Genomic DNA, 21,575 nt, shown 5'->3' with positions numbered 1-21,575 from the left:
GTGATAAATAATGAAGGCTTTAAAAATAGAGGACGGCGATATTGTTATTGATCAACTTGGGAACTTTGTAGTGATCGAAGAAGAAGAGGAAGAAGGACAATCTCTTGAAAGGGCGTTGACCACAAATAAGGAAGAGTGGTTCTTGAATATTCTTCACGGGCTAGCCTATTCGGTTATTTTCGCTAAGCCGTTCGATGAACAACGGTCAAGACTTGCCATTATTGAAACGATCCATCAAGACGAGCGGGTTGATCAAGTTGAAAAGGTTGAGTTTTTTCAAGAGCGTCCCAAAAGGAAAGCAGAAGTATTGGTCCGTGTCCGTATGAACAGTGGAAATGTGATCGAGGAGGTGTTCCCGATTGGATGACTACGGATTGACGAAGAAGGGTTTCAAGCGTAAGCAATACGCAGATTTGATTGAAGATATGGAAATGAAATCCCGTGAATTGTTTGGGGAGAATATCAATCTCTCTGAACGAACTTTTTTAGGATTGTTCATCCGTTTATGTGCGTGGTTTTTGGCTATCGTTTGGATGCTGGCAGAAAAGGTTTATAACAGTATGTCGCCAGATACAGCGGAGGGTATCAATTTAGATAAAACATCAAAGTTTATCGGTACGACCCGACAAAAAGCTGTAGCTGCCAGGTATGCAGTTAAGTTCGAAGCGGATCCTGGCATTCCTATTCAAGAAGGATTCACCGTACAAACGGAGGGTGACATTTTATATCGTACACTCACTTATGCGGTCGCTGATGACGATGGATGGGCTTACACGGAAATCGAAGCACTAGAAGCAGGAGTGTCTGGAAATGTTAGTTTAACAGCTATCCATCAGATTACGAATCCAGTAGCAGGCGTTTTCAGTATGGAAGTGTTGAAGCAAATTGTGGTTGGTCGTGACGCTGAAGACGATGAGTCTTTTCGGCAGCGTAACGGACTATCAGCTACCAGAGGTGGCGCTTCTAACGTCGATGCAGTACGCTCCAACTTATTAGATGCAGCTGGTGTAGTAGATGCTTTCGTTTTCGAGAATGATGAAATAATCGAAGTGGATGGATTACCACCAAAATGTATTGCTCCATTCGTTCATGGTGGAAAGGATGACGTAATTGCACGTACTATTTTTATTGCTAAGACAGGTGGTATCCAATCATATGGAACGACTGTAGTAGATGTTGTAGATAGCAATGGGAACACTCATCCAATTGGCTACACGCGACCTTCCACAGTTGATATTTATGTAGATGTGAAGCTGACTACAAATGATAGATTCCCACTTAATGGGTTCGATTTAGTCCGTGAAAGTATTGTGAAATATATTGGAGACGGTAACAAGCATCCAGGACTCGGTATTGGTAAAAGTGTAGGCTATACCAAATTGATCGCTGCCATCCACGAGACGAATGGTATTGATGACATCAATTTGAAATTAGGATTGTCAGCGGATGAGCAATTTATTGTGGGCAATGTATCGATTGATTTTGATAAGATCGCTTCCACTTCTGCCGATAAGGTTGTGGTCACATGAACCTAATTGAAGCAGCTTTAGATAAACTGACGGATAACTATCGAAAAGCAAGAGACAGCAACATCGGCAAAGTGTTTCAACTTGTTTTTTCTGAATTGGAAGCTGTAAAAAATGTCTTTCACAAAATTGAAGACTGGCAGGATATTGATAAGGCACAGGGTGTACCCCTTGATGACTTGGCCAAGCGTGTGAGAGAAGAACGTGGACAGAAGGAAGATGAGTTATTCCGTGACTATATCAAGATGCGAATCCGTCTAAATCGAAGTGCAGGTGAAATCGAAACGATAAATGAAGTTGGTCATGTCTTTTTAGGGGATGCCTATGTAGGCGTGGAAGAAGTGTGGTACAAGTCAGAACTAAACCATGAGCCTGCCGCGTTACTCATTTCCTTTCAACAGACCGACAAACCAGTCAATATGATTGCCATTGAACGTATCAAAGGCGGGGGCGTGAAAGTCTATTGGCAGTTTGTTCTATCACCTGTCGAAATCAAAATAGCAACGTACAGTGATGTTATCACATATCCTTACTGGCTTTGCGGCACTTTTGCATGCGGCGTAAAACCATATCGAGCGTTTGATGGAATTAGCTTGAATACTGACGTTGCGCTTGTGACAGACAGCATTGTAAATGGTGGCTATTACCCTGTGACTGGCAGATATTTAGCGGGCGGGAATTCATTTGTTGGGGAGGTGTAAATATTGAGTGCATTGTCAAAGACGATTATTACTCCATTAGGTTTCGAAGTCTTTCTGAACGCTATCGCTAAAGAAATTACAGGTTCAAGAGTTTTGGTCAATGGCGTTGCTACAGAATTCGAGTTATATAAAAAAACTGTAGAAGGCAATCGTCTACGTGTTTTCCTTCTATTGAATAAGATTACCGAAGGGGAAATTAAAGATTTTCGTTTGATTGATCGTCACGGACGAGAATTAGCGGAAAACATTGAGGTCGTGCAAAAGACTAGTTTGCGGGGCCTTTTAGTTCGTTTCGAAATGGCATTTGTTGAAACGCCGATGAAGGAGGGTGTTGGGAAATGAGGAAATTAGATTATTTACGAATTAACTTTGACGATCATATTGTTGAATTTCCTAATCGTTTCCGCTTTGTTCAGAACAATGATGGAACAGTTTCCTTGGAGCCTGATGAGGGAGAAATTTTTCAACCAGGCACACCTTTGAATGGGGAAACCTTTAATCCTATGGATATTATGATAGCAAAATTAGCAGAGCATTGGAATCTACATGAAAGTGATATTGTGCAAATCAAAATCCAACAGGCACTAGAGGGTGATACGAAAGGTAATAGCGGTATCTTTGCTGATACATTCAGCGGAGATCCAATTCGGATTAACCGTGAGACGACAGCTGCAGTCCTAACCGCCCCAAGATCAGCGGGAACTACCGTCCTTAATGTAGATAATACAGACGGTTTCAAGCCGTTTACTGAGGTGACGATCTATGACGCTACCAATCATGAGGACGTGCTGATTACTGATGTAACGGAGTCTACGGTCACCGTCCAGCCGTTGCAGCATGATTACGTCAAAGGCGCGGTCATTGCTCGGAGTAACGTGACGATTGCGGATGGTCGGATGGATAATGGTGCTTGGGGTACCTATTCAGTAATGGAGGTGGTGTGAGATGGCATGGGAATTAGTTGAAACTCAAACTAAAAGAGGGGATCAGCTTAGTGATTCTTATACTTACGGCTATCAATACACAGCAGCCCTGACTGCAAACTACGGGGGATATCCATCGGAACTTTATTATTATGTGACAATTAATTTTCTGAAGGCTAGTAGTAGTTATGTATCAGCGACAGTATTTGGTAAGTTGGTTCGACAATTTAATTTTAATTACTACCGCTATAAATTCGAATTGTCTGTTAATGGAAGCCGTTTATTAGATCAAATAGTAGAGGCAGGAAGAACAACAGGAGGAACCATAAAAGAAGTGCCGTTCGTTTTAGACCGCTACTTAAGTACGGATATCTATACGGTTAATTTATACCAAGAAGTGAAAAACACCGCCCCAACAACACCAGGAGCATTCACTCAACCGACTGGAACGTTAGAAATCGGAGATACGAAAGCCATATCGTGGGGATTGTCAACGGACGCGGATGGTAACCTGCATGGATATGAATTTGAAGTTTCTGTCGATGGGGGTTCTTGGGTTAATCGAGGTCTTGTGACAACGCCTAGTATTAGTTACACTATCCCGACGGCAAAGACTATAAAGTTCAGAGTGCGGGCTAGGGACAACGCGGGGCTATACTCAGCACATCGAGAAAGTCCTGTATACACAGTTTCGAAACCGACTTATTATTGGAGCAAGTATAATTCCGAGCTGAAACGTATTTATAAAGATGACGCCCCCTGGGAAAGTGCAGGAACTGTAGTACGTAGCCTCTATGGTTTATATCCTTCATATTCCTTTAATCCGGAAACTAATAAATACTCATTACAAGGAACCATGGTGACAGGGAGTAGTCGCATACCTTCCGGAACCACCCTCTATCAATTAACTTCCAATGTGTTGAATAGGTATACAACAACAGGTTCCGAAGTAGGGGGCAACGATCAAACAACCGCTTTACGATACAATAGAGAACCCGCTCTTAATACGTCATATACACTGTATGTTCGGGGGTCTTTATTACAGACTAACATTCAATCCGTAGAGGGAACTTTTCCGATAGATGACAGACATTCAGACGGTTATTGGTACATCCGGGGTTCCCGCGTCAACCAATCTATTGCGCCTCCTGGTCCGTTTACTCAACCCGCCGCTAATACAGTATTAGAACCTAAAGAAACTATAAATTTGTATTTCAGCGTCTCGCCGGCCGAGTCTATTAGCGTTTATGAAGTGCAGTACCGATATAACGGAGGTTCTTGGTCTCTTATCGGGATACCAGAAAAGTCTATTACTAAATTCTTTACAGTGACGGATGATAAGACCTTGACGTCAGTAGAATTTCGGGTAAGAGCTAAAAATACAAGTGGCGTCTATTCGGACTATGTGTATTCTGAAGCTTTTCAAATCCAGCATAATAAAGTGCCAACGATCACACTAGAAACCGAAAACAACAAAACGCTCTACGAAAAAGACACGTTTACCATTAAGGGGTCAGCGGTTGAACCAGACATTGGTGACGTCCTGATCGTCTACTACCGCTTAAACGGCGGCACTGCTAGAGGGATTGAAACTAAGCTATCTGACGGATCAGCCATCCCATTTAACGAGCAGCTACTATTCAAATCGGGCAAGCTTTACAAAGGCGATACAGAGATCACCGGCATGTTAACAGAAGGCACGGCTCATACGCTTGAAGTCTGGGCAGAGGATAACCAGGGCGGGAAATCGGAAGTTGAAAGACGTATATTCTATGTTGTTCCCAATCGTCCTCCATCCTTAACTATCGATCCGATCGAGTACCAATCCGATTTAATCAATGTTGACAAAGTAACGATTACTGGGGAGTCATATGATCCAGACGGTAATGACGTATTGGTTCGCTATCGTATTAACAATGGCATAAACGTCGAGATTCATAATGGATCAGCTGGACCATTTACATTTGATATTTCGTTGTCCAAGCTAAAAGACGATGAAAATAGCATCGTCGTTGAAGTAGCTGATACGTATGATTTCAAGGCATCTGAAACAATCGTGCTAATTAAAGACAAAAAACTTACACCGTTGACCGCATCTACAATGAGATACACTATCAAGCCACCAGCAGGGTCTGCTAAGAGTATTGCACTCTGGATATTACGTGATCCAAATAATTCGGTTAAGGCTGAGATCAGCATGACGAACGGAACGGAACCGGAAGATTTCAAGCCAATGGAATTAGATTCGAGCGGTCCAGCCGATAATTATATCAACGATCTATTCAAGTATGAGGCAGATAGTCCAGCCGAACACATTGCAATCAAATTATCATGGACAGGCGATAAACCAATCATTCAAGTATCGGGGGCGTTATTCTCATGAGTATACCTTTAGTGAGACGCACATTGCCGAATGGAGAAAAGGGGCCTTATGAGCCTCTTTTTCCATCTGACGCGGTAGAGAAATTAGATGAAACCCAATTAATCATGCTAGGAGCGATGGCAGGCATGCAGGAGCAGATTGAAGTGCTCACTGCTAAAGTTGCCAAATATGAAGGAGGTGAGGAATGATGGTCTTTGATTATATGATTCCTGTTTACGGTCTATTGGTGAAAGCTAGTGCAAGGAAGATTGGTAGTTTACCTGAACAGTATCAGGTTCCTGTTGCGGAGTATTTGGCTGCTGAGGTCGAGAAAGAAGGTAAATAGTATTGGGTAAATAGGAGGGTAATACTTCCTCTCTGTCGAAACATGGAGATAGAGAGGAGGTGCATATAATATGGAATTAACTTTAAAAAAAGAAGCAGTCTTGGACGAAATCAAAATTTGTCAAAACTTGATCGATGAGTATAAGGGTAAACTTGACAAGGCGAAAGAGAATTTTGGTTACATGACTGATCGGCTTGCGGTGTTACAAGCGCTTGATGAAAAGTTGAATGGTATGTCGAAAATGATAAATGCAGAAGATATTAATCAATTGACAACGCAGCGATTTGATCTCGCTCCAGAAATCAAGAAGTATCAAAGTAATATTTCTAACTTGCAAGTGCAATTAAATGCCTTAAATGAATTGTTAGATTAATTTGTGTAGAACGTTCCAAATGCGGAGCGTTCTTTTTTATATTCAAAAATTAAAAAAAGAAGGGTGAGATATATGCAAATGATTGATTGGTTGCAGCGGTTTTTAGAGACAGATAATACAAAATTAATTTATTTACTAGCACTGATCGGTACGGCAAATATTATTGATTTTTCAATGGGATGGATAAATGCAAAGTTTAATAAAAATGTAGATTTTTCATCAAGCAAGGCTATTTTCGGGATAGCACGTAAAATGCTGTTGCTAATTTTATGCGTGTACTTTATTCCAGTCGCGTTATTAGTACCGGAACCGATCGGGATAAGTGCATTATATGTGCTGTATATTGGCTATTTGTTAAGTGAGATTAATTCGATTTTGAATCATCTAAAACTAGCAGATGATGATAAATCTACTGATATGTTCGCTGATTTCATTTCAAATATTTTTAAAAAGGGGATGAAATAATATGGCTGAAACAGAATGTGCGGTTTGTACAAAAGAAATAGATGTGCTCGATAAATTCAACGGCGAGATGTTATGTGAGGATTGCTATGAAAATTACAGAAATGAAGAAAGTGAGGTGACGGATGATGAGTAAAGTTTGGCTTGATTTTGGACACGGTGGTAATGATCCGGGCGCTATCGGCAAACGTTCAAAGGAAAAAGATAACGTGCTAAAAGTTGGAATGCGTGTAAAGGCTCTACTCGAAGCTGCCGGTCATACCGTCAAGTTGTCGCGTTCAACAGATGTTTTCGTGTCTCTTGGCGAACGTGCGAGGATGGCTAATGCCTGGGACGCTGACTATTTTATCTCCCTGCATAATAACGCGGCGACAGCAACAGCTACAGGCTTCGAAACGTTTATTTATAATGGGTCAGTCAGTTCCGCAACAAGTAAATTACAAAGCTCTATCCATAATACAATCGCTGGTAGTATTGGGGTTGTGGATCGTGGTAGGAAACGTGCAAATTATTCTGTGTTACGCGAAACCAATATGCCCGCCGTGCTGATTGAGTATGCGTTTATCTCCAATACGAATGATGAAAACATCTTGATCAACGAAGTCGAAAAGTTGGCACAGCTGACAGCACAAGGAATTATAAATTATGCCGGTGGCAAGAAAGTAGCTGCAGTCGATAAGAAAGAGGAGGTAAACAAAGTGTGGGTAGAGTTTAGCAGTCCGACATTAAAGCGAGAATTCGAAACATTTTTAGGAAGCAAAGCGCAACAGGAAATAGCGGTGCAAGCGGGGGTAGATCAAGGTTACATGGAATCGTGGTTAACCAATAAAGGCGCCAAGCCTGGCGATAAAGCGATGCTTGGGTTAGGTGCTACAATTAAACAAAATAAATAAGAAGCATATGGCCATAAATCAAACGTTGATACAACAAGGTTTGCAAAGTGGCCAATGCAAAGTTAAAGCGACTCTATCCATTATCGGACGGAGTCGCTTTTTTTATTCTAAATTATCAATAGCGTATTGTGCTTCTTCAGCAGTAAATTTTTCTCCATGTTCTGAAATCAGTTGATCGTAAACAGCCGCATCTGACATACTCATTGTGTCAGCATAGGTCTTTGCTTTTTTCAACGCATTTTCTTTCCAATCATACTCAATATTATCAATAGCATATTGAGCTGCTTCAGGAGGAAAATTCTCTCCATATTCAGAAGTCAATTGATCGTAAATACCAGCCTTAGACATTTGCATAGTTTTCGCATATGTTTCAGCCTTCTTTAATGCAGATTTATGCTCTCTGGGGATGCTTTCTTCTTTTGCTTTAGCTTCTTCCTCTTCTTTAGCTTTCTGTCCAGCTGCAGCTTTCTTTTCCTCTTCTTTTTTAGCAATTTGAGTTTTTTCTTCTTCTGTTAAACCTGGTTCTTTTCCAATGTCTGGTTTTGCATCAGCTGAAGTCTCCACTTTTTTCGGTTCTTCCTCCGCCTCTTCTTCCATAGTTGATCCAATAGCACCTAAAATAAAAATAACTACAATAGTGATAAACCACCATCTTTTATAAAATGGCTTTTTAACTTTAACTTTCTTCTTGTCTCCCAATGGTACCCCTCCCATAATTATGTATATTTACAGGATACATGATATAGGTAAGAAAGGCTATTCGGTTTTTCAAATATTTTTTAGAAAATGAAGGTGATCCAGTTTAATTGGTTATCAGTATTTAATACAAATTGTTTTGAGTTTTAACCCCAGTTTAACCCCAACCAGAAAAACGCACAAAAAAAGCACCACTCAATTGGAGTGATGCCTTCTCGCAAACCTTGAAACTATGCGGTTTGTTAAGCCGTCTTTGCCGTAATTTAGTCATAGAAAGTTTTAAACCACCACTTCTCGAAGTGGGTGTTTGCAGAAACGTTCCTGTACGTCCGAGTTGCTAAAAGGAACCCGGCATGCCATTTCCGTTCCGTAATAAACTCCCTGTTACAGCTTAAAGGTTAAAACTTAATGTCATACGAACAATACAGCTTGTAAATTTATAATACACCCGAACAGCTGAAAATGCAAATGGAAAGTTTTTCAATGAAACGAAACTTAAGCGGTTATAAAAACGTATAAAGAAGAAAACTTGGAGGAGCGATTAGATCTATGGATACGAATGAAACATCTCCGCAAAAAAATGAACTAATTTCTAAGCAATCGCAGGAAATCAGTACGCTGAATACAGAAGTAGAAGAGCTTCGTAAAGAAGTGAAGCAATTGCGTGAAGACTTGGAATTGATTAATGTCTTTCAGAAGAAGCCGGTTGTGTCGACGGAACTGGTCCAAACCGTTGGGGGTCTTATTATCGCCGCTCTTGTCATCATTGGTATATTTTTTTAAACGAGTTTTTTTCTAATGTAATTAGAAAAGTACCAGGAATATGCACAGAGATTCAAGTTGATATAAGCAGGCAAATTTTCTGGAAAGATGAAACGAATACGACCGTAAATTTAGATACTGAGGATAAGAGACAGCTTAGCCGTGCGATGTTTAGATCTTTTAATTCGTGGAATAGTAGGTCTAGAACATCACATAAGGAGTGGTAAGCAATGGCAAAGATCGCAACAGTACTAGGAGACATGTTTGAGGACTCAGAATATACGAAGCCGGCCAAAGCCTATAAAGATGCTGGACATGAAGTCGAAGTGATTGGGACGGAAGCTGGATCGGCAGTTACCGGTATGAAAGAAAACACGAAAGTAAAAGTCGATAAAGGAATTGACAATGCGAAGTCATCAGATTATGATGCTTTATTTATCCCAGGTGGATTCTCCCCAGATATTTTGCGCGCAGATGATCGTTTTGTAAAATTTGTCAAAGAATTCATGGATGCCGACAAACCAGTTTTTGCTATCTGTCATGGACCACAGCTATTGATCACGGCGAAAACATTAGAAGGTCGTGACGCAACAGGATACAAATCGATTCGTGTCGATATGGAATATGCGGGTGCAAAGTACGCAGACAAAGAAGTCGTTGTCTGTCAGAATCAGCTAGTCACAAGCCGTCAGCCTGATGATATCCCGGCATTTAACAGAGAATCCTTAAAACTGTTGGAAAAATAATAGTTGAAAAGAGACTGTCCTGAAAGTCAGAAATGGCTTTTAGGGCAGTTTTTTCTTTGGGGAGAACAAAGAACACGCTAAAGTACAGCGGCCCCGAAGCAATGCAGCTTTTTTGTTGGACTAATATGCATATTTCAAGTTAATCGTGAAGTAGAATAAACCGATAGCATTCGAATTGAAAAAGGTTCTCACTTACACTTGAAAATTGTTCTCAACTAGAGTATGCTAAATACAACGAATTATTCAGAACCTTTGGGGAATCTTTAACTTGAAAGGTCGGGGATCTTGTTATGTATAAGTTGATTACATTGGCAATTATAGCGGGTATTGGCATAGGCACGACTGCCGGGTTTTCCTTAGGGAGTAAAGAGTGGGCGGGCATGCTGGCAGGTGTGGCGGCATTGGCATTTATTGTAGTGCCGGCAACAGTTGTTTACTCAGCGGAAAAGAAGAAATGGCAGCAAACTCAATGAGCATTTAAAAGACATCCTTCTCTCTAGGATGTCTTTTTTATTGCTAGGAAAGAAAAAATCCTCTTGCACTTGAACGCAAGAGGAGATGGGATTAATGAATATTTACGGCTTCTACTGCTTCTTTCGCAGCGTACAGTGCTTGTTTGACATCGGCAATTAAATCATCCGCATCCTCCACCCCGACTGAGAAGCGCAAGAGTCGATCATCGACACCGCGTCGATTCCGTTCTTCAATCGGAATGTCCATATGCGTCTGTGTTGTTGGATACGTGATGAAACTTTCGACGCCTCCAAGACTCTCTGCAAAGGAAATGAGTTTCATATTCTCTAAGAACGGTCCTACCCACTCGCTGTTTTGTACGCGGAACGAGAGCATACCGCCGATGCCGGCGTACAAGACATCTGCGATTAAAGGTTCTTGCTTCAAATAGGCTACCATTTCTTTTGCATTCGCGTCATGCTGCTTCATTCTCAAATGGAGTGTTTTGAGACCGCGGACTACGAGCCATGAATCAAACGGAGATAGTGTAGCGCCACTCGCATTATGGTTCGTGAACAAGCGGTCGCAAAGTTCTTCGCCTTTTGCTATGACAAGACCAGCAAGCACGTCATTATGACCACCGATATATTTCGTAGCGCTATGGATAACGATATCCGCACCTTCCTCAATCGGTCGTTGGAAATACGGTGTAAGGAACGTATTATCAACAATTAGCAACAGGCCATGCTTTTTAGCAAGTTCTGCATAAGTTGCGACGTTAATCTGCAGCATAAGCGGGTTGGTAGGTGTCTCCAAAAATATCGCTTTTGTACGATCTGTAATTGCTTGTTCAACTTCTGAAACATCATCAAATGTTAGGTAGTGTGTAGAAATCTGATAGGTTTTCTCATACTGTTGGAATAAACGATAGGTGCCGCCATACAGGTCCTCAGGGGCAAGGATTTCGTCACCTGTTTTAAACAGTGACAAGATTAGTTGAATAGCTGCCATTCCGGAGCTGCAGGCATAGCCTTGATCACCGGATTCTAAATCGGCAATGCCGTCTTCCAAAATAGAACGAGTCGGATTTTTTGTCCGCGTATAATCGTAGCCGGTAGACTGACCTAACCCTTCGTGATGATAAGCTGTTGATAAATAAATCGGTGTATTGACTGCGCCCGTTTTCTTATCGCTGTTATTCCCCAGCTGGACTAATCTTGTTTCTAATTCATTGTTTGTCATAGTATCCATCCCCTTCAGAAAAATAAAAAAGAGCCTCTTCATTTCGAATAGGCCCTCGAACATACAACATTTTCTTCAGTATTCTCATCTTCAAGGCGGTGTTCACCCTTGGAATTAGCACCATGCCAAGCTGGCTGGTTGCTGAGACTTCTTTGGGCCTATCCCTCCGTCTCTCTCGATAAGAATATTCTTAATATAGGAAAAATTATTAGTGGATTCATTCTATCATGCGAACATAGCAGATGCAAGCTTACTTCTACTAGGAATGCTTTTTTCGTTTAACTGAAAGGTTTGTTATACTAATAGACACTATAGAGCGAATGAAAGGAGACGTTAACTTTGGCTTGGAGTTATGTCGCTTTAGCTGCGGTCGTAGAAATATTTTGGGTGGTGGGACTGCGCTATTCGGAGACATTTCTGCATTGGATCGGAACTGGAGGCGCGATTATATTTAGTTTTTATTTCATTATTAAGGCATGTGAGAAATTGCCTTCAGGGACAGTTTATGCTGTCTTCACCGGTTCAGGCGCTGCAGCCATTCTATTAGTTGATATTTTCGTTTTCCACGCGGACTTCACCTGGATTACGCTGTCATTTATCTGTTTGATTGTCATCGGGGTTGTTGGTATCAAACTGACTACAGATGAGCAGTCGGATGAAGCGAATCAAGAAGGGGGCAGTTGACGTTGGCTTGGGTTTATTTAGCGATTGCCAGTCTTGGAGAAATCTTTGGGGTTATAAGCATCAATTATTACTTGCAGAAACGTACGATCAAGCGTCTCCTACTCATAGTTGGAGTATTCAGTTTCGGCTTTGTTTTTTTATCGTTAGCGATGCGCGATATTCAAATGAGTACGGCTTATGCAGTCTGGACAGGATTGGGAGCGGCAGGGGCAGTCCTGGCTGGTATTCTAATCTTTAAAGAGTCTGCAAGTGTGAAAAGGATTTTCTTTTTGTCATTGATTATAGTAGGGGCCGTTGGATTGAAGCTGTTTGGCTAATAGAAAGGTAGTGGGGAAACTGGTTTATTGGACAAGTTTTGATGTGGAAGGTTGGAACGTAACAATGGCAGCGACTGAAAGGGGCCTTCTCTATGTAGGCTTAGCTGAAGATGCTGAGGAAAAAATGAAGAGTTGGCTCACCAAACAATATGGCGCTGGCGAAGTGAAGGAAAATGCAGACAGATTAGCTGAATACGCAAATGAAGTGAGAAGTTACTTGTCTGGAGAAGTGCAAGATTTCACATGCTCCGTGGATTGGTCAGGCACACCATTTCAAAACAAGGTGTGGAAAGCGCTTCAAGATATTCCGTATGGACAATTGGTGACATATTCAGACATTGCCGAGATAATCGGTCATCCTTCTGCAATTCGAGCAGCTGCTTCCGCGATTGGAAAGAATCCGTTGTTGCTTGTCATCCCATGTCATCGGGTCATCGCAAAAAATGGAAGTCTATCGGGCTACCGGGATGGTCAGCAACTGAAAGGTCGGTTGATTCGAATGGAAGGTAATTCTTTTACTTCCTCTAGTTGACAAAGTATTACTCTATGATAAACTATAGTTGTTCGACAATTCAATAATCATAACTAGGGGTGTCCAGCGCGACTGGACTGAGATGGGATGAGTAAAATGCATTCCGAACTCTTTGGACCTGATCTGGCTCGTACCAGCGTGGGGAAGTTTTCAATCTATCAATCAGCGTACTTTTGTGCGTTTTTGAAAGACCAGGTCCTTTTTTTATGGAGCTGGTCTTTTTTTGTGCTGCTGATTCCCTTTACTCGGATGGAGTCATGGTCTGCCCTCACAAAGGAGACGATGACAAATGAAACAAACGACAGAAAAAGAGATCCACATTCACGATTGTTTTCCGGCAAGCAGAAAAGTATATGTACAAGGAAGTCGATCCGATTTGCTTGTACCTATGCGCGAAATTGAACTATCACCAACCGTGACAGAGCAAGATGAGTTTCCGAATGAACCGTTCCGCGTTTATGATACGAGCGGAAAATACACGGAAGCAGGCTATGAAGTCGATATTAAAAAAGGACTTCCAGCCATTAAGGAAAATTGGATATGGGAACGTAATGACGTGGAAGAATATGAAGGAAGACAAGTAAAACCACAGGATAATGGCTATCGTTCAATAGAGCAAATGAATAACGATGCGCAATTTCCTTTATTGAAGCGCAAACCGCTGCGAGCTAAAAAGGGAAAGAATGTTACGCAGATGCATTATGCACGAAAAGGGATGATCACACCTGAAATGGAGTTCATTGCGATTCGTGAAGGCGTTGAATCGGAGTTGGTACGCGATGAGGTTGCGAGAGGACGGGCAATCATTCCGTCCAATATTAACCACCCCGAAGCAGAGCCTATGATTATCGGCAGTAAATTTCATGTCAAAATTAATGCGAATATCGGAAATTCCGCAGTCTCTTCATCGATTGCAGAAGAAGTGGAGAAGATGACGTGGGCAACACGCTGGGGTGCGGACAATATTATGGATTTATCGACAGGTAAGAATATCCATACGACACGTGAGTGGATCATCCGAAATTCCCCTGTACCGGTGGGGACAGTTCCGCTCTATCAGGCGCTCGAAAAAGTGAATGGAAAAGTGGAAGATTTATCATGGGAAGTCTTCCGCGACACATTGATTGAACAGGCCGAGCAAGGCGTCAGCTATTTCACGATTCATGCGGGGGTACTGCTACGCTATATACCGCTGACGGTTAACCGAGTGACAGGCATTGTCTCACGTGGCGGTTCGATTATGGCGCAATGGTGCATGCTTCATCATGAAGAAAGTTTTCTCTACACGCATTTCGAGGAAATTTGTGAAATCATGAAGCAGTATGATATCGCATTTTCATTGGGAGATGGCTTGCGTCCGGGATCGATTGCAGATGCTAATGATGAAGCGCAATTTGCTGAGCTGGATACGCTTGGTGAACTGACGAAAATTGCTTGGAAGCACGATGTGCAAGTGATGGTCGAAGGACCTGGGCATGTACCGATGCATTTAATTAAGGAAAATGTTGATAAACAAATGGAAATTTGTCAGGAGGCACCATTCTATACATTAGGTCCGTTGACGACAGATATCGCGCCTGCGTATGACCACATCACATCTGCAATTGGTGCTGCGATGATCGGGTGGTTCGGGACTGCGATGCTGTGCTATGTAACGCCAAAAGAGCATCTCGGATTACCAAATAAAGAGGATGTTCGTGAAGGTGTCATCACATATAAAATAGCTGCCCATGCAGCAGACTTAGCGAAAGGCCATCCAAATGCACAAAAGCGCGATGATGCATTATCCAAAGCTCGCTTCGAATTTCGTTGGAGAGATCAATTCAATCTGAGTCTAGATCCAGAACGAGCGATGGAATATCACGATGAAACGTTACCGGCAGAAGGGGCGAAAGTATCTCATTTCTGTTCAATGTGCGGGCCGAAATTCTGCAGTATGCGTATTTCTCACGACATTCGAAAGTACGTGGATAAAAATAGTCCAGAAGAGAATCTGGCAATCGAAAAAGGAATGCAGGAAAAAGCGGAAGAATTCAAAAGATCTGGTGCTAAAATCTATCTTTGATTAGGAGTGGGTTAGATGACTTCAGCAAAACAGTTAGTTCGTCATATTGTTGTGCAGCGCCAAGGTCTACGTGAATTAGAGGAAAAGTTATATAAGTTGCAAGCCGAATGTGTTCATGAATATATAGAAACCTCGACACATAGAGAATGCGAAAAGTGCCAGAAGGTGGAGAGTATTCATTATTAAAAAAGAAGGTTGCGGGAAATATGTAACGTAACCGAGTCGGTCTGAACCGAGTAAATAAAATTTATCCACAACAAAAAAGAGCCAATCAATGGCTCTTTTTGCATTCTATAATTATGATGGTTGACGCAATGATTCTACTGACAACATCCGTTTATCTGTCGCCATTTTTATGGTATATGCCGCCATAATTCCGATAGCGAGGATCAACCAGATATTTAGGAATCCGTGGATAAATGCCATGCCGAAGAATCCAGCCGCCAATAAATAGTAACTGAGCGGGAACAGTACACGGCGGATCAACAGACCTTCTTTACCGATCAACCCAACTGTCGCCGAAGCTGCCACAACATTGTGCACACAGATCATGTTACCGGCAGCGCCTCCTACGGCCTGCATTGCAACGACAATTCCGGCTTGTGTCGTATCCAAACCGATATTGCCTGCGGCGCCGAATTGGAATAGAGAAAACATCATATTACTGAACGTATTGCTTCCTGCTATGAAAGCGCCGAGCGCACCAACAATTGGAGCAACGAGCGGCCAGAAATCTCCAGCGACGACAGAGACACTTTCAGCTAAAACTAACGGCATATTTTCGCCTATTAATGATGTACTATCAGCCGCTGCTTTACCTGCTGCAAGCGAAGTATTCAAGAATATTTTGATCATCGGTACAGCAAAGATCAGTGCCACCCCCGCGGTTACCGCCGTGATAAATGAGCTTTTCCATGCTGATAAATACTCCCTAGGTTTCATTCGATGAAAGAAGTAACCAAACAGTGAAGCTACAATAAAGAAAAAGCCAGGCAAGAATAAAGGTGTCGAGACCGTGGTGATACCTGAACCGAACATGTCTTCAAACTTCAACGTAATAGCTGAGTGTTTCAATAAACTTTCGAAAGGCTCTGCCGTTCTCGATAGGACGAGTAATACTGCAAGTACGACATATGGCATCCATGCATTTAACATAGAAATCTTACGGCTTTCATCCAAAGGCTTGGCAGCTTCATGGTTCAGCTTGCCGAACCAATCCTCCTCCCACTGGGCACGAGGTGGAAATTCAAACGAATCTTCTGTTTTAGGCATGAACAATCCCTTACGAGCAGCAGGAACGACGATGATCAATGACACGAGTGCGCCAAGTAAAGAAGGAAATTCAGGACCTAATGTAAGGCCGATCAGGAAATACGGAATAGTGAAGGCCAACCCTGCGAATAGAGCGAATTTCCAGACTTTTAAACCTTCACGGAATGACTTGCTGGGACTAAAGAAGCGAGTCAGTAAAGCTGCCAAAAATAATGGGATCAATGAGCCGACTACGCCATGGATCAAAACCGTGTTGGTAGTGATTTGGAGTAAGTACTCCGGGAAGCTCATACCCATTTTATCCAATGCCGTCATAACGGCTGGTTGATCCGCAAGACCAGTATTTACGCCGATTTGTATTGGAGTACCAATGGCTCCAAAAGAAACGGCAGTACTTTGAATAACGAGTGATACCATGACAGCAGCTAGTGCAGGGAAACCTACGGCAACTAACAGTGGGGCAGCAACAGCAGCGGGCGTGCCAAAACCTGATGCACCTTCGATAAAGGAACCAAATAAGAACGCAATGATAATCGCTTGAATTCGCCGGTCAGGTGAAATCGAAGTGAAACCGTTCCGAATTGTATGTATGGCACCGCTTTCTTTAATGGTATTTAACAGTAATACTGCACCGAAGACGATAAATATAACTTCCAAGGCAGTAATTAAACCGTTAAATGCAGCTCCTGCAACGATATTACCTTTTGTTCCCCAGATGAATATAGCGATGAGAGCAGTGACAACGAGAGCAATAGGCATAGCCCGGCTAGCAGGCCAGTTCAATAAGACAAGAAAAACTAAAATCGTGACAATAGGCAATAAAGCAATCAGCGATAAAATCAATAAGTTCAAATAAATAGCCTCCTTTTTGATAGGTTAGATTGGAAAGCGTTTTCAAATAGTGTTAGATCATTAGGTCATCTGATGACCTAATGACTGATAACTCTTTTCACGATTATATAGACTACCATATTAAAAGACAAGCAATTTTTTATATTTTTAGATTACATGCTTTGTTTACACGTTTTAAGTCATAATAATGCATTATGGATTATAATGAGAGTAGAAGACAGGAGTGAAGATTCTTGAAATATAAGCAAATCAAGCCGAAGAAAATATATGAAGAAGTAGCTGAAGCGTTATTGAATTCGATCCGCTCGGGGGAGTTGAAGCCAGGAGATAAACTAGAATCTGTTCAGCAATTGGCGGAAAGCTTTAATGTGGGACGTTCAGCTATTCGCGAAGCATTGACTTCTTTACGTGCAATGGGATTGATTGAAATGCGTCAAGGTGAAGGGACATATGTTATGGAATTTTCATCAGATGATTTGGTGTTCCCTCTGCATAGTGCGATGTTAATGGGCGAGGAAGATGTCTTTCATTTACTGGAGGTCAGAAAGATATTAGAAGACGGTGCTGCATATGCTGCTGCTGAAAAACGTACGGAAGCAGATTTAATTAAGATGGAAAAAGCCTTGAACGAAATGAAGGAACACGCAGGAGATATTCTTCTCGGAGAAAAAGCAGATTTAGACTTTCATTTTGCTATTGCCAGGGCCAGCGGAAATCCTATTTTGGTCAGTTTAATGAATCAAGTATCTGACCTGATGGGGGAATCGATGAGGGAAACCCGCCGAATTTGTCTGTACACTGAAACGACGACTGTAGACCGTTTGCATGAAGAGCATGAAGCAATTTTCTTGGCAATTAAAAATGAATCACCCGATCTAGCCGCTACAAGTATGAAAGAACATTTGTTTAACGTAGAATCGGTTTTATCTAATTATATGCGCTCGCTAAGCGAGTAACCAATTTCACCCGATTTGCAATCGGGTGAAATTTTTTAACAGAAAATATAGAGAACATCTATTAAACCTGAAAGTTTTGTAGTATGCTATGAAATAACTATAAGTCATCTGATGACCTGTTGACTCTGAAAAGTCTATCCCAGAGAGGTGAATGAAAATGAAAGTCAGCTTATTTATTACATGTCTCGTAGACATGTTTTATGCAGATGCAGGAAAAGACATGGTAGAAGTATTGGAAAGGCAAGGCTGTGAATTATCCTTCCCCAAAGGCCAGGTATGTTGCGGGCAGCCTGCCTACAATAGTGGCTACGTGGAAAATTCTAAATCGGCGATGAAAAATATGATCAAAACGTTTGATGGCGCGGAATTTGTTGTTACGCCATCTGGATCATGCGCAACGATGTTCAAGATGTATCCTGAAGTTTTCAAAGATGATCCACAATGGAGAACGAAAGCTCAAGAGCTTGCAGATAAAACGTATGAATTCACAGAGTTTCTTGTAGATGTACTCAAAGTAGAGAATGTCGGAGCAAAACTATCTGGGAAAGCAACTTATCATCCATCCTGCCATATGACTAGATTGCTAGGCGTCAAGGAAGCACCAAAAAAATTACTTGAGCAAGTCGAAGGTCTTGAAATGGTTCCGTTACCAAACGCTCATAATTGCTGTGGTTTTGGCGGCACGTTTTCGGTCAAGATGGGTGACATTTCTGAACAGATGGTAGATGAAAAAGTAAACAGTGCGATTGAAACAGAGGCTGATTATTTAATCGGGGCGGATTGCGGCTGCTTGATGAATATTGGAGGACGTGCGGAACGGACAGGAAAGCCAATCCGTGTTATGCATATAGCGCAAGTATTGAATAGTCACGAGTAATTCAGAAATGAGGTGAAGCTTTATGGCAATGAAATTCAGTACGAAAAACTTTACGGATCGAACGAAAGATAATATTTCAGATGATTTTATGCGCAAGGCAGTGGCAGGGGCACAAGAAAGGTTGCACGGTCGTCGATTGGATGCTGCTGAAGAGCTCGGAAACTGGGAGGAATGGCGTTCTCATGGAGAAGAAATCCGTCAGCATGTCCTAGAAAATCTTGACTTCTATTTGCATCAGCTCAGTGAAAATGTAGCCGAACGTGGCGGCCGTGTATTCTTTGCCAAAACGGCGGAAGAAGCAAGCGTATATATCCGGGACGTTGTAGAGAAAAAAGAAGGTAAGAAAGTCGTTAAATCTAAATCTATGGTGACGGAAGAGATTAATTTGAATTCAGTTCTCGAAGAAGCTGGATGTGAAGTCATCGAGACGGATTTAGGTGAATACATTTTGCAGGTGGATGATCACGATCCGCCATCTCATATCGTAGCGCCGGCGCTACATAAAAATAGAGATCAAATCCGTGATGTTTTTGCGGAGAAATTGGATTATAATAAAACATCCAAGCCGGAGGAACTGGCATTACATGCACGTGAAAAGCTTCGCAAAGAGTTTTTGGCAGCGGATATCGGCATTACTGGCTGTAATTTCGCAATTGCAGAAACGGGATCGATCAGTCTCGTGACCAATGAAGGGAATGCACGGCTTGTTTCCGCATTGCCGAAAACACAGATTACAGTGATGGGTATGGAGCGTGTCGTTCCTTCCTTTGAAGAATTCGAAGTACTGGTCAGCCTTTTGACACGCAGTGCGGTTGGTCAAAAATTGACAAGCTATGTGACCGCGTTGACAGGCCCAAGAGGCGAAGGGGATGTGGATGGTCCTGAGGAATTTCATTTAGTGATCGTAGACAATGGACGTTCGGAAATTCTAGGTACTGAATTCCAATCAGTTTTGCAATGCATCCGTTGTGCTGCTTGCGTCAACGTCTGTCCTGTCTATCGTCATATTGGCGGGCATTCTTACGGCTCGATTTACTCGGGGCCGATTGGTGCAGTATTGTCACCTTTGCTTGGCGGTTATGATGATTTCAAGGAACTGCCGTATGCCTCTACGTTATGCGGAGCATGTACGGATGCGTGTCCGGTAAAGATTCCGCTTCATGAGTTGCTTCATCAGCATCGTCAAGTCATCGTGGAAGAAGAAGGCAGAGCACCGATTTCCGAAAGACTTGCAATGAAAGCGTTTGGAATTGGAGCCTCATCCAATCCGTTGTATTCCATGGGAGCGAAAGTTGCTTCCACTGCGATGAGACCATTGACGAAAAACGATCGCATCTCAAAAGGACCGGGTCCGCTTAAAGAGTGGACGGACTTGCGTGAGTTTCCTGCTGTAGGCAATCAACGTTTCCGCGATTGGTTCTATGATCAGAAAGGAGGCAAATAATCATGACAGGAACGATTCGAAACCGAGACACCTTCCTTACTGAAATTGCCACCCGTTTAGGTCGGGAACCTAAATTGAACGTGCAGAAACCCGTGTGGAAACATCAGCCGCAACGCGCGGTATTAAAGGACGCTTCAGCAGATGAACTGTTAGAAGTGCTGCGCAATCAATGTCTGCAAATTCATACGGATTTAATTGAGACAAAGTTGGCAGATCTTCCAAAAACCTTGGCTGAAGCCGTCAAATTATACGGCGGTGGACCGTTGTCGTTATGGAAAGATGAGCGTTTTGACAAATACGGGTTGACCAATTTAATTGAAAATGAATGGCCGGCGGAAAATATAGAAGTGAATAGCTGGGACACTACACTCGGTGAGAAGAATATCGAATTGGCGGAACAAGCGAATATTGGAATTACATTCAGTGATATGACTCTTGCGGAATCGGGTACTGTCGTGCTGTTAAGCAGTTCTGATAAAGGACGTTCCGTTAGCTTGTTGCCTACGAATTATATCGCGATTATTCCGAAAAGTACGCTCGTTCCAAGAATCACCCAGGCGGCAGACTTGATACGAGAGAAAATAGATAACGGCGAACAAGTGCCTTCCTGCATCAACTTCATTACGGGTCCCAGTAACTCTGCAGACATTGAAATGAATTTGGTAATCGGAGTACATGGTCCTGTGAAAGCTGCTTATATAATAGTAAATGACTGTTGATCGTCATTGAAAAACCTTCCAACTTAGGAAGGTTTTTTCTCATATATCTTCTTTTAATCGATCTACATATTCTTTTGCTTCCAATAAAGAGAAACCATACATTTCTCTTGATAGTTTCACTGCTTTTATACTCTCACCGGCATGGATCAATGAAAGGATTTCATCATTTGCAGGCGGCTCGGGGAAATTTTGTGTCAATTGATTCAGCATTGACTGCTGCCGAGCCAGGCGTCTTTCAATGGCATCTAACTTAGTTAAAATTAAAAAGCCGAAAACAACGATAACGGACACAAGCAAGATTATATTCAATATTATCACTCCTTATACTTCTGTACGAAGTGAAAGTCAAAAAGTTTCAAGAATGAATTATGA

Annotated in this window: 28 protein-coding genes and 2 riboswitches; of the genes, 24 read left to right on the top strand and 4 right to left on the bottom strand. The window is 42.1% G+C overall.

Features of this window, described 5'->3' with window-relative positions; genetic code table 11:
- The first annotated feature begins 10 nt into the window (after nucleotides 1-10).
- The 12 genes from B5D59_RS15090 (at nucleotide 11) to B5D59_RS15045 (ending at nucleotide 7,586) form a co-directional block, all read left to right on the top strand.
- Entirely contained in the window at nucleotides 11-367 is a 357-nt protein-coding gene (locus B5D59_RS15090) for a contractile injection system sheath initiator (RefSeq protein WP_078818516.1), read from the top strand.
- Nucleotides 360-1,529, top strand: a complete 1,170-nt coding sequence (locus B5D59_RS15085; protein ID WP_078818515.1) for a baseplate J/gp47 family protein — start codon at nucleotides 360-362, stop codon at nucleotides 1,527-1,529. Before B5D59_RS15090 ends, B5D59_RS15085 begins: the two co-directional genes overlap by 8 nt.
- Nucleotides 1,526-2,227 (top strand): hypothetical protein, encoded by a 702-nt coding sequence (locus B5D59_RS15080; RefSeq protein ID WP_078818514.1) that lies wholly within the window; start codon nucleotides 1,526-1,528, stop codon nucleotides 2,225-2,227. The genes B5D59_RS15085 and B5D59_RS15080 overlap by 4 nt, the downstream gene beginning before the upstream one ends.
- Nucleotides 2,228-2,230: 3 nt before the next feature.
- Nucleotides 2,231-2,569 (top strand): hypothetical protein, encoded by a 339-nt coding sequence (locus tag B5D59_RS15075; RefSeq protein WP_078818513.1) that lies wholly within the window; start codon nucleotides 2,231-2,233, stop codon nucleotides 2,567-2,569.
- Nucleotides 2,566-3,171, top strand: coding sequence for a hypothetical protein (locus B5D59_RS15070; protein ID WP_078818512.1), 606 nt, complete (start codon nucleotides 2,566-2,568; stop codon nucleotides 3,169-3,171). The genes B5D59_RS15075 and B5D59_RS15070 overlap by 4 nt, the downstream gene beginning before the upstream one ends.
- 133 nt (nucleotides 3,172-3,304) lie before the next feature.
- Nucleotides 3,305-5,533: a hypothetical protein gene (locus B5D59_RS15065; protein ID WP_139366031.1), complete on the top strand. Its 2,229-nt coding sequence runs from the start codon at nucleotides 3,305-3,307 to the stop codon at nucleotides 5,531-5,533.
- Nucleotides 5,530-5,721, top strand: a complete 192-nt coding sequence (locus B5D59_RS15060) for a hypothetical protein (protein ID WP_078818510.1) — start codon at nucleotides 5,530-5,532, stop codon at nucleotides 5,719-5,721. Before B5D59_RS15065 ends, B5D59_RS15060 begins: the two co-directional genes overlap by 4 nt.
- A complete protein-coding gene (locus B5D59_RS18300; RefSeq protein ID WP_176132601.1) occupies nucleotides 5,718-5,858 on the top strand; it encodes a CD1375 family protein in 141 nt (46 codons plus the stop codon). Before B5D59_RS15060 ends, B5D59_RS18300 begins: the two co-directional genes overlap by 4 nt.
- 70 nt (nucleotides 5,859-5,928) lie before the next feature.
- Complete coding sequence (locus B5D59_RS15055) at nucleotides 5,929-6,231, top strand: hypothetical protein (protein ID WP_078818509.1); 303 nt, start codon at nucleotides 5,929-5,931, stop codon at nucleotides 6,229-6,231.
- A gap of 78 nt (nucleotides 6,232-6,309) precedes the next feature.
- The gene (locus B5D59_RS15050) at nucleotides 6,310-6,696 is read left to right on the top strand and encodes a phage holin family protein (protein ID WP_078818621.1); all 387 of its coding nucleotides are present in this window, start codon (nucleotides 6,310-6,312) and stop codon (nucleotides 6,694-6,696) included.
- A 1-nt stretch (nucleotide 6,697) separates the two neighbouring features.
- The gene (locus B5D59_RS18625; RefSeq protein WP_281250680.1) at nucleotides 6,698-6,829 is read left to right on the top strand and encodes a hypothetical protein; all 132 of its coding nucleotides are present in this window, start codon (nucleotides 6,698-6,700) and stop codon (nucleotides 6,827-6,829) included.
- Nucleotides 6,822-7,586, top strand: a complete 765-nt coding sequence (locus B5D59_RS15045; RefSeq protein WP_176132603.1) for an N-acetylmuramoyl-L-alanine amidase family protein — start codon at nucleotides 6,822-6,824, stop codon at nucleotides 7,584-7,586. Before B5D59_RS18625 ends, B5D59_RS15045 begins: the two co-directional genes overlap by 8 nt.
- 102 nt (nucleotides 7,587-7,688) lie before the next feature.
- Here B5D59_RS15045 and B5D59_RS15040 read toward each other — a convergent pair whose 3' ends face one another.
- A complete protein-coding gene (locus tag B5D59_RS15040; protein WP_245799541.1) occupies nucleotides 7,689-8,285 on the bottom strand; it encodes an Ltp family lipoprotein in 597 nt (198 codons plus the stop codon).
- Nucleotides 8,286-8,831: 546 nt separating this feature from the next.
- Between B5D59_RS15040 and B5D59_RS15030 the strand changes: the two genes are divergently transcribed.
- The 3 genes from B5D59_RS15030 to B5D59_RS15020 all read left to right on the top strand — a co-directional run bounded on the left by B5D59_RS15030 (nucleotide 8,832) and on the right by B5D59_RS15020 (nucleotide 10,263).
- A complete protein-coding gene (locus B5D59_RS15030) occupies nucleotides 8,832-9,065 on the top strand; it encodes a spectrin repeat,Rudiment single hybrid domain protein (RefSeq protein WP_009498669.1) in 234 nt (77 codons plus the stop codon).
- A gap of 209 nt (nucleotides 9,066-9,274) precedes the next feature.
- Nucleotides 9,275-9,790: a type 1 glutamine amidotransferase domain-containing protein gene (locus tag B5D59_RS15025; RefSeq protein ID WP_078818507.1), complete on the top strand. Its 516-nt coding sequence runs from the start codon at nucleotides 9,275-9,277 to the stop codon at nucleotides 9,788-9,790.
- A gap of 290 nt (nucleotides 9,791-10,080) precedes the next feature.
- Nucleotides 10,081-10,263 carry a hypothetical protein gene (locus tag B5D59_RS15020; RefSeq protein WP_009498667.1) on the top strand — a complete coding sequence of 61 codons (183 nt, stop codon included), beginning with the start codon at nucleotides 10,081-10,083 and terminating at the stop codon, nucleotides 10,261-10,263.
- A gap of 91 nt (nucleotides 10,264-10,354) precedes the next feature.
- Here the strand turns inward: B5D59_RS15020 and B5D59_RS15015 are convergent, their stop codons facing one another.
- Complete coding sequence (locus B5D59_RS15015) at nucleotides 10,355-11,485, bottom strand: methionine biosynthesis PLP-dependent protein (protein ID WP_078818506.1); 1,131 nt, start codon at nucleotides 11,483-11,485, stop codon at nucleotides 10,355-10,357.
- Nucleotides 11,486-11,566: 81 nt separating this feature from the next.
- A riboswitch (SAM riboswitch) is annotated at nucleotides 11,567-11,670 on the bottom strand.
- 154 nt (nucleotides 11,671-11,824) lie between these two features.
- Between B5D59_RS15015 and B5D59_RS15010 the strand changes: the two genes are divergently transcribed.
- The 5 genes from B5D59_RS15010 to B5D59_RS18295 all read left to right on the top strand — a co-directional run bounded on the left by B5D59_RS15010 (nucleotide 11,825) and on the right by B5D59_RS18295 (nucleotide 15,269).
- Nucleotides 11,825-12,169 (top strand): DMT family transporter, encoded by a 345-nt coding sequence (locus tag B5D59_RS15010; RefSeq protein ID WP_009498664.1) that lies wholly within the window; start codon nucleotides 11,825-11,827, stop codon nucleotides 12,167-12,169.
- Nucleotides 12,166-12,486 carry a DMT family transporter gene (locus B5D59_RS15005; protein WP_009498662.1) on the top strand — a complete coding sequence of 107 codons (321 nt, stop codon included), beginning with the start codon at nucleotides 12,166-12,168 and terminating at the stop codon, nucleotides 12,484-12,486. The genes B5D59_RS15010 and B5D59_RS15005 overlap by 4 nt, the downstream gene beginning before the upstream one ends.
- Nucleotides 12,479-13,018 carry a methylated-DNA--[protein]-cysteine S-methyltransferase gene (locus tag B5D59_RS15000; protein ID WP_078818505.1) on the top strand — a complete coding sequence of 180 codons (540 nt, stop codon included), beginning with the start codon at nucleotides 12,479-12,481 and terminating at the stop codon, nucleotides 13,016-13,018. Before B5D59_RS15005 ends, B5D59_RS15000 begins: the two co-directional genes overlap by 8 nt.
- 45 nt (nucleotides 13,019-13,063) lie before the next feature.
- Nucleotides 13,064-13,180: riboswitch (TPP riboswitch) on the top strand.
- Between the two features lie 127 nt (nucleotides 13,181-13,307).
- The gene (gene thiC, locus B5D59_RS14995) at nucleotides 13,308-15,083 is read left to right on the top strand and encodes a phosphomethylpyrimidine synthase ThiC (RefSeq protein WP_009498660.1); all 1,776 of its coding nucleotides are present in this window, start codon (nucleotides 13,308-13,310) and stop codon (nucleotides 15,081-15,083) included.
- Between the two features lie 15 nt (nucleotides 15,084-15,098).
- Nucleotides 15,099-15,269 (top strand): hypothetical protein, encoded by a 171-nt coding sequence (locus B5D59_RS18295; RefSeq protein WP_176132602.1) that lies wholly within the window; start codon nucleotides 15,099-15,101, stop codon nucleotides 15,267-15,269.
- 111 nt (nucleotides 15,270-15,380) lie between these two features.
- Here the strand turns inward: B5D59_RS18295 and B5D59_RS14990 are convergent, their stop codons facing one another.
- The gene (locus B5D59_RS14990; RefSeq protein ID WP_078818504.1) at nucleotides 15,381-17,207 is read right to left on the bottom strand and encodes an L-lactate permease; all 1,827 of its coding nucleotides are present in this window, start codon (nucleotides 17,205-17,207) and stop codon (nucleotides 15,381-15,383) included.
- 233 nt (nucleotides 17,208-17,440) lie between these two features.
- On the opposite strand from B5D59_RS14990, the gene B5D59_RS14985 reads away from it, so the two are divergent.
- From B5D59_RS14985 to B5D59_RS14970, 4 genes are all read left to right on the top strand, one after another.
- On the top strand, nucleotides 17,441-18,163 hold the full coding sequence (locus tag B5D59_RS14985) for a FadR/GntR family transcriptional regulator (protein WP_078818503.1): 723 nt from the start codon (nucleotides 17,441-17,443) through the stop codon (nucleotides 18,161-18,163).
- Nucleotides 18,164-18,320: 157 nt separating this feature from the next.
- On the top strand, nucleotides 18,321-19,040 hold the full coding sequence (locus B5D59_RS14980; protein WP_078818502.1) for a (Fe-S)-binding protein: 720 nt from the start codon (nucleotides 18,321-18,323) through the stop codon (nucleotides 19,038-19,040).
- A gap of 22 nt (nucleotides 19,041-19,062) precedes the next feature.
- The gene (locus B5D59_RS14975) at nucleotides 19,063-20,484 is read left to right on the top strand and encodes a LutB/LldF family L-lactate oxidation iron-sulfur protein (RefSeq protein ID WP_078818501.1); all 1,422 of its coding nucleotides are present in this window, start codon (nucleotides 19,063-19,065) and stop codon (nucleotides 20,482-20,484) included.
- A gap of 2 nt (nucleotides 20,485-20,486) precedes the next feature.
- Nucleotides 20,487-21,203, top strand: a complete 717-nt coding sequence (locus B5D59_RS14970) for a LutC/YkgG family protein (protein ID WP_009498651.1) — start codon at nucleotides 20,487-20,489, stop codon at nucleotides 21,201-21,203.
- Nucleotides 21,204-21,242: 39 nt separating this feature from the next.
- On the opposite strand, the gene B5D59_RS14965 is transcribed toward B5D59_RS14970, so the two are convergent.
- On the bottom strand, nucleotides 21,243-21,512 hold the full coding sequence (locus B5D59_RS14965; protein WP_040759845.1) for a hypothetical protein: 270 nt from the start codon (nucleotides 21,510-21,512) through the stop codon (nucleotides 21,243-21,245).
- Between the last annotated feature and the right edge of the window lie 63 nt (nucleotides 21,513-21,575).

It is taken from the genome of Sporosarcina newyorkensis, from assembly GCF_900167515.1.
In the GTDB taxonomy this organism is placed as follows: domain Bacteria; phylum Bacillota; class Bacilli; order Bacillales_A; family Planococcaceae; genus Sporosarcina; species Sporosarcina newyorkensis.
The sequence above is the reverse complement of the archived record's forward strand: the minus strand, read 5'-3'. Positions and strand labels throughout refer to the sequence as shown.

Coding starts and splice junctions, on each gene's coding strand:
- B5D59_RS15045 (WP_176132603.1), top strand. CDS start 6,822: ATGAGTAAAGTTTGGCTTGATTTTGGACACGGTGGTAATGATCCGGGC.
- B5D59_RS15055 (WP_078818509.1), top strand. CDS start 5,929: ATGGAATTAACTTTAAAAAAAGAAGCAGTCTTGGACGAAATCAAAATT.
- B5D59_RS15080 (WP_078818514.1), top strand. CDS start 1,526: ATGAACCTAATTGAAGCAGCTTTAGATAAACTGACGGATAACTATCGA.
- B5D59_RS14980 (WP_078818502.1), top strand. CDS start 18,321: ATGAAAGTCAGCTTATTTATTACATGTCTCGTAGACATGTTTTATGCA.
- B5D59_RS15015 (WP_078818506.1), bottom strand. CDS start 11,485: ATGACAAACAATGAATTAGAAACAAGATTAGTCCAGCTGGGGAATAAC.
- B5D59_RS18625 (WP_281250680.1), top strand. CDS start 6,698: ATGGCTGAAACAGAATGTGCGGTTTGTACAAAAGAAATAGATGTGCTC.
- B5D59_RS15025 (WP_078818507.1), top strand. CDS start 9,275: ATGGCAAAGATCGCAACAGTACTAGGAGACATGTTTGAGGACTCAGAA.
- B5D59_RS18300 (WP_176132601.1), top strand. CDS start 5,718: ATGATGGTCTTTGATTATATGATTCCTGTTTACGGTCTATTGGTGAAA.
- B5D59_RS15090 (WP_078818516.1), top strand. CDS start 11: ATGAAGGCTTTAAAAATAGAGGACGGCGATATTGTTATTGATCAACTT.
- B5D59_RS14975 (WP_078818501.1), top strand. CDS start 19,063: ATGGCAATGAAATTCAGTACGAAAAACTTTACGGATCGAACGAAAGAT.
- B5D59_RS15050 (WP_078818621.1), top strand. CDS start 6,310: ATGATTGATTGGTTGCAGCGGTTTTTAGAGACAGATAATACAAAATTA.
- B5D59_RS18295 (WP_176132602.1), top strand. CDS start 15,099: ATGACTTCAGCAAAACAGTTAGTTCGTCATATTGTTGTGCAGCGCCAA.
- B5D59_RS15030 (WP_009498669.1), top strand. CDS start 8,832: ATGGATACGAATGAAACATCTCCGCAAAAAAATGAACTAATTTCTAAG.
- B5D59_RS15020 (WP_009498667.1), top strand. CDS start 10,081: ATGTATAAGTTGATTACATTGGCAATTATAGCGGGTATTGGCATAGGC.
- B5D59_RS15060 (WP_078818510.1), top strand. CDS start 5,530: ATGAGTATACCTTTAGTGAGACGCACATTGCCGAATGGAGAAAAGGGG.
- thiC (WP_009498660.1), top strand. CDS start 13,308: ATGAAACAAACGACAGAAAAAGAGATCCACATTCACGATTGTTTTCCG.
- B5D59_RS15070 (WP_078818512.1), top strand. CDS start 2,566: ATGAGGAAATTAGATTATTTACGAATTAACTTTGACGATCATATTGTT.
- B5D59_RS14970 (WP_009498651.1), top strand. CDS start 20,487: ATGACAGGAACGATTCGAAACCGAGACACCTTCCTTACTGAAATTGCC.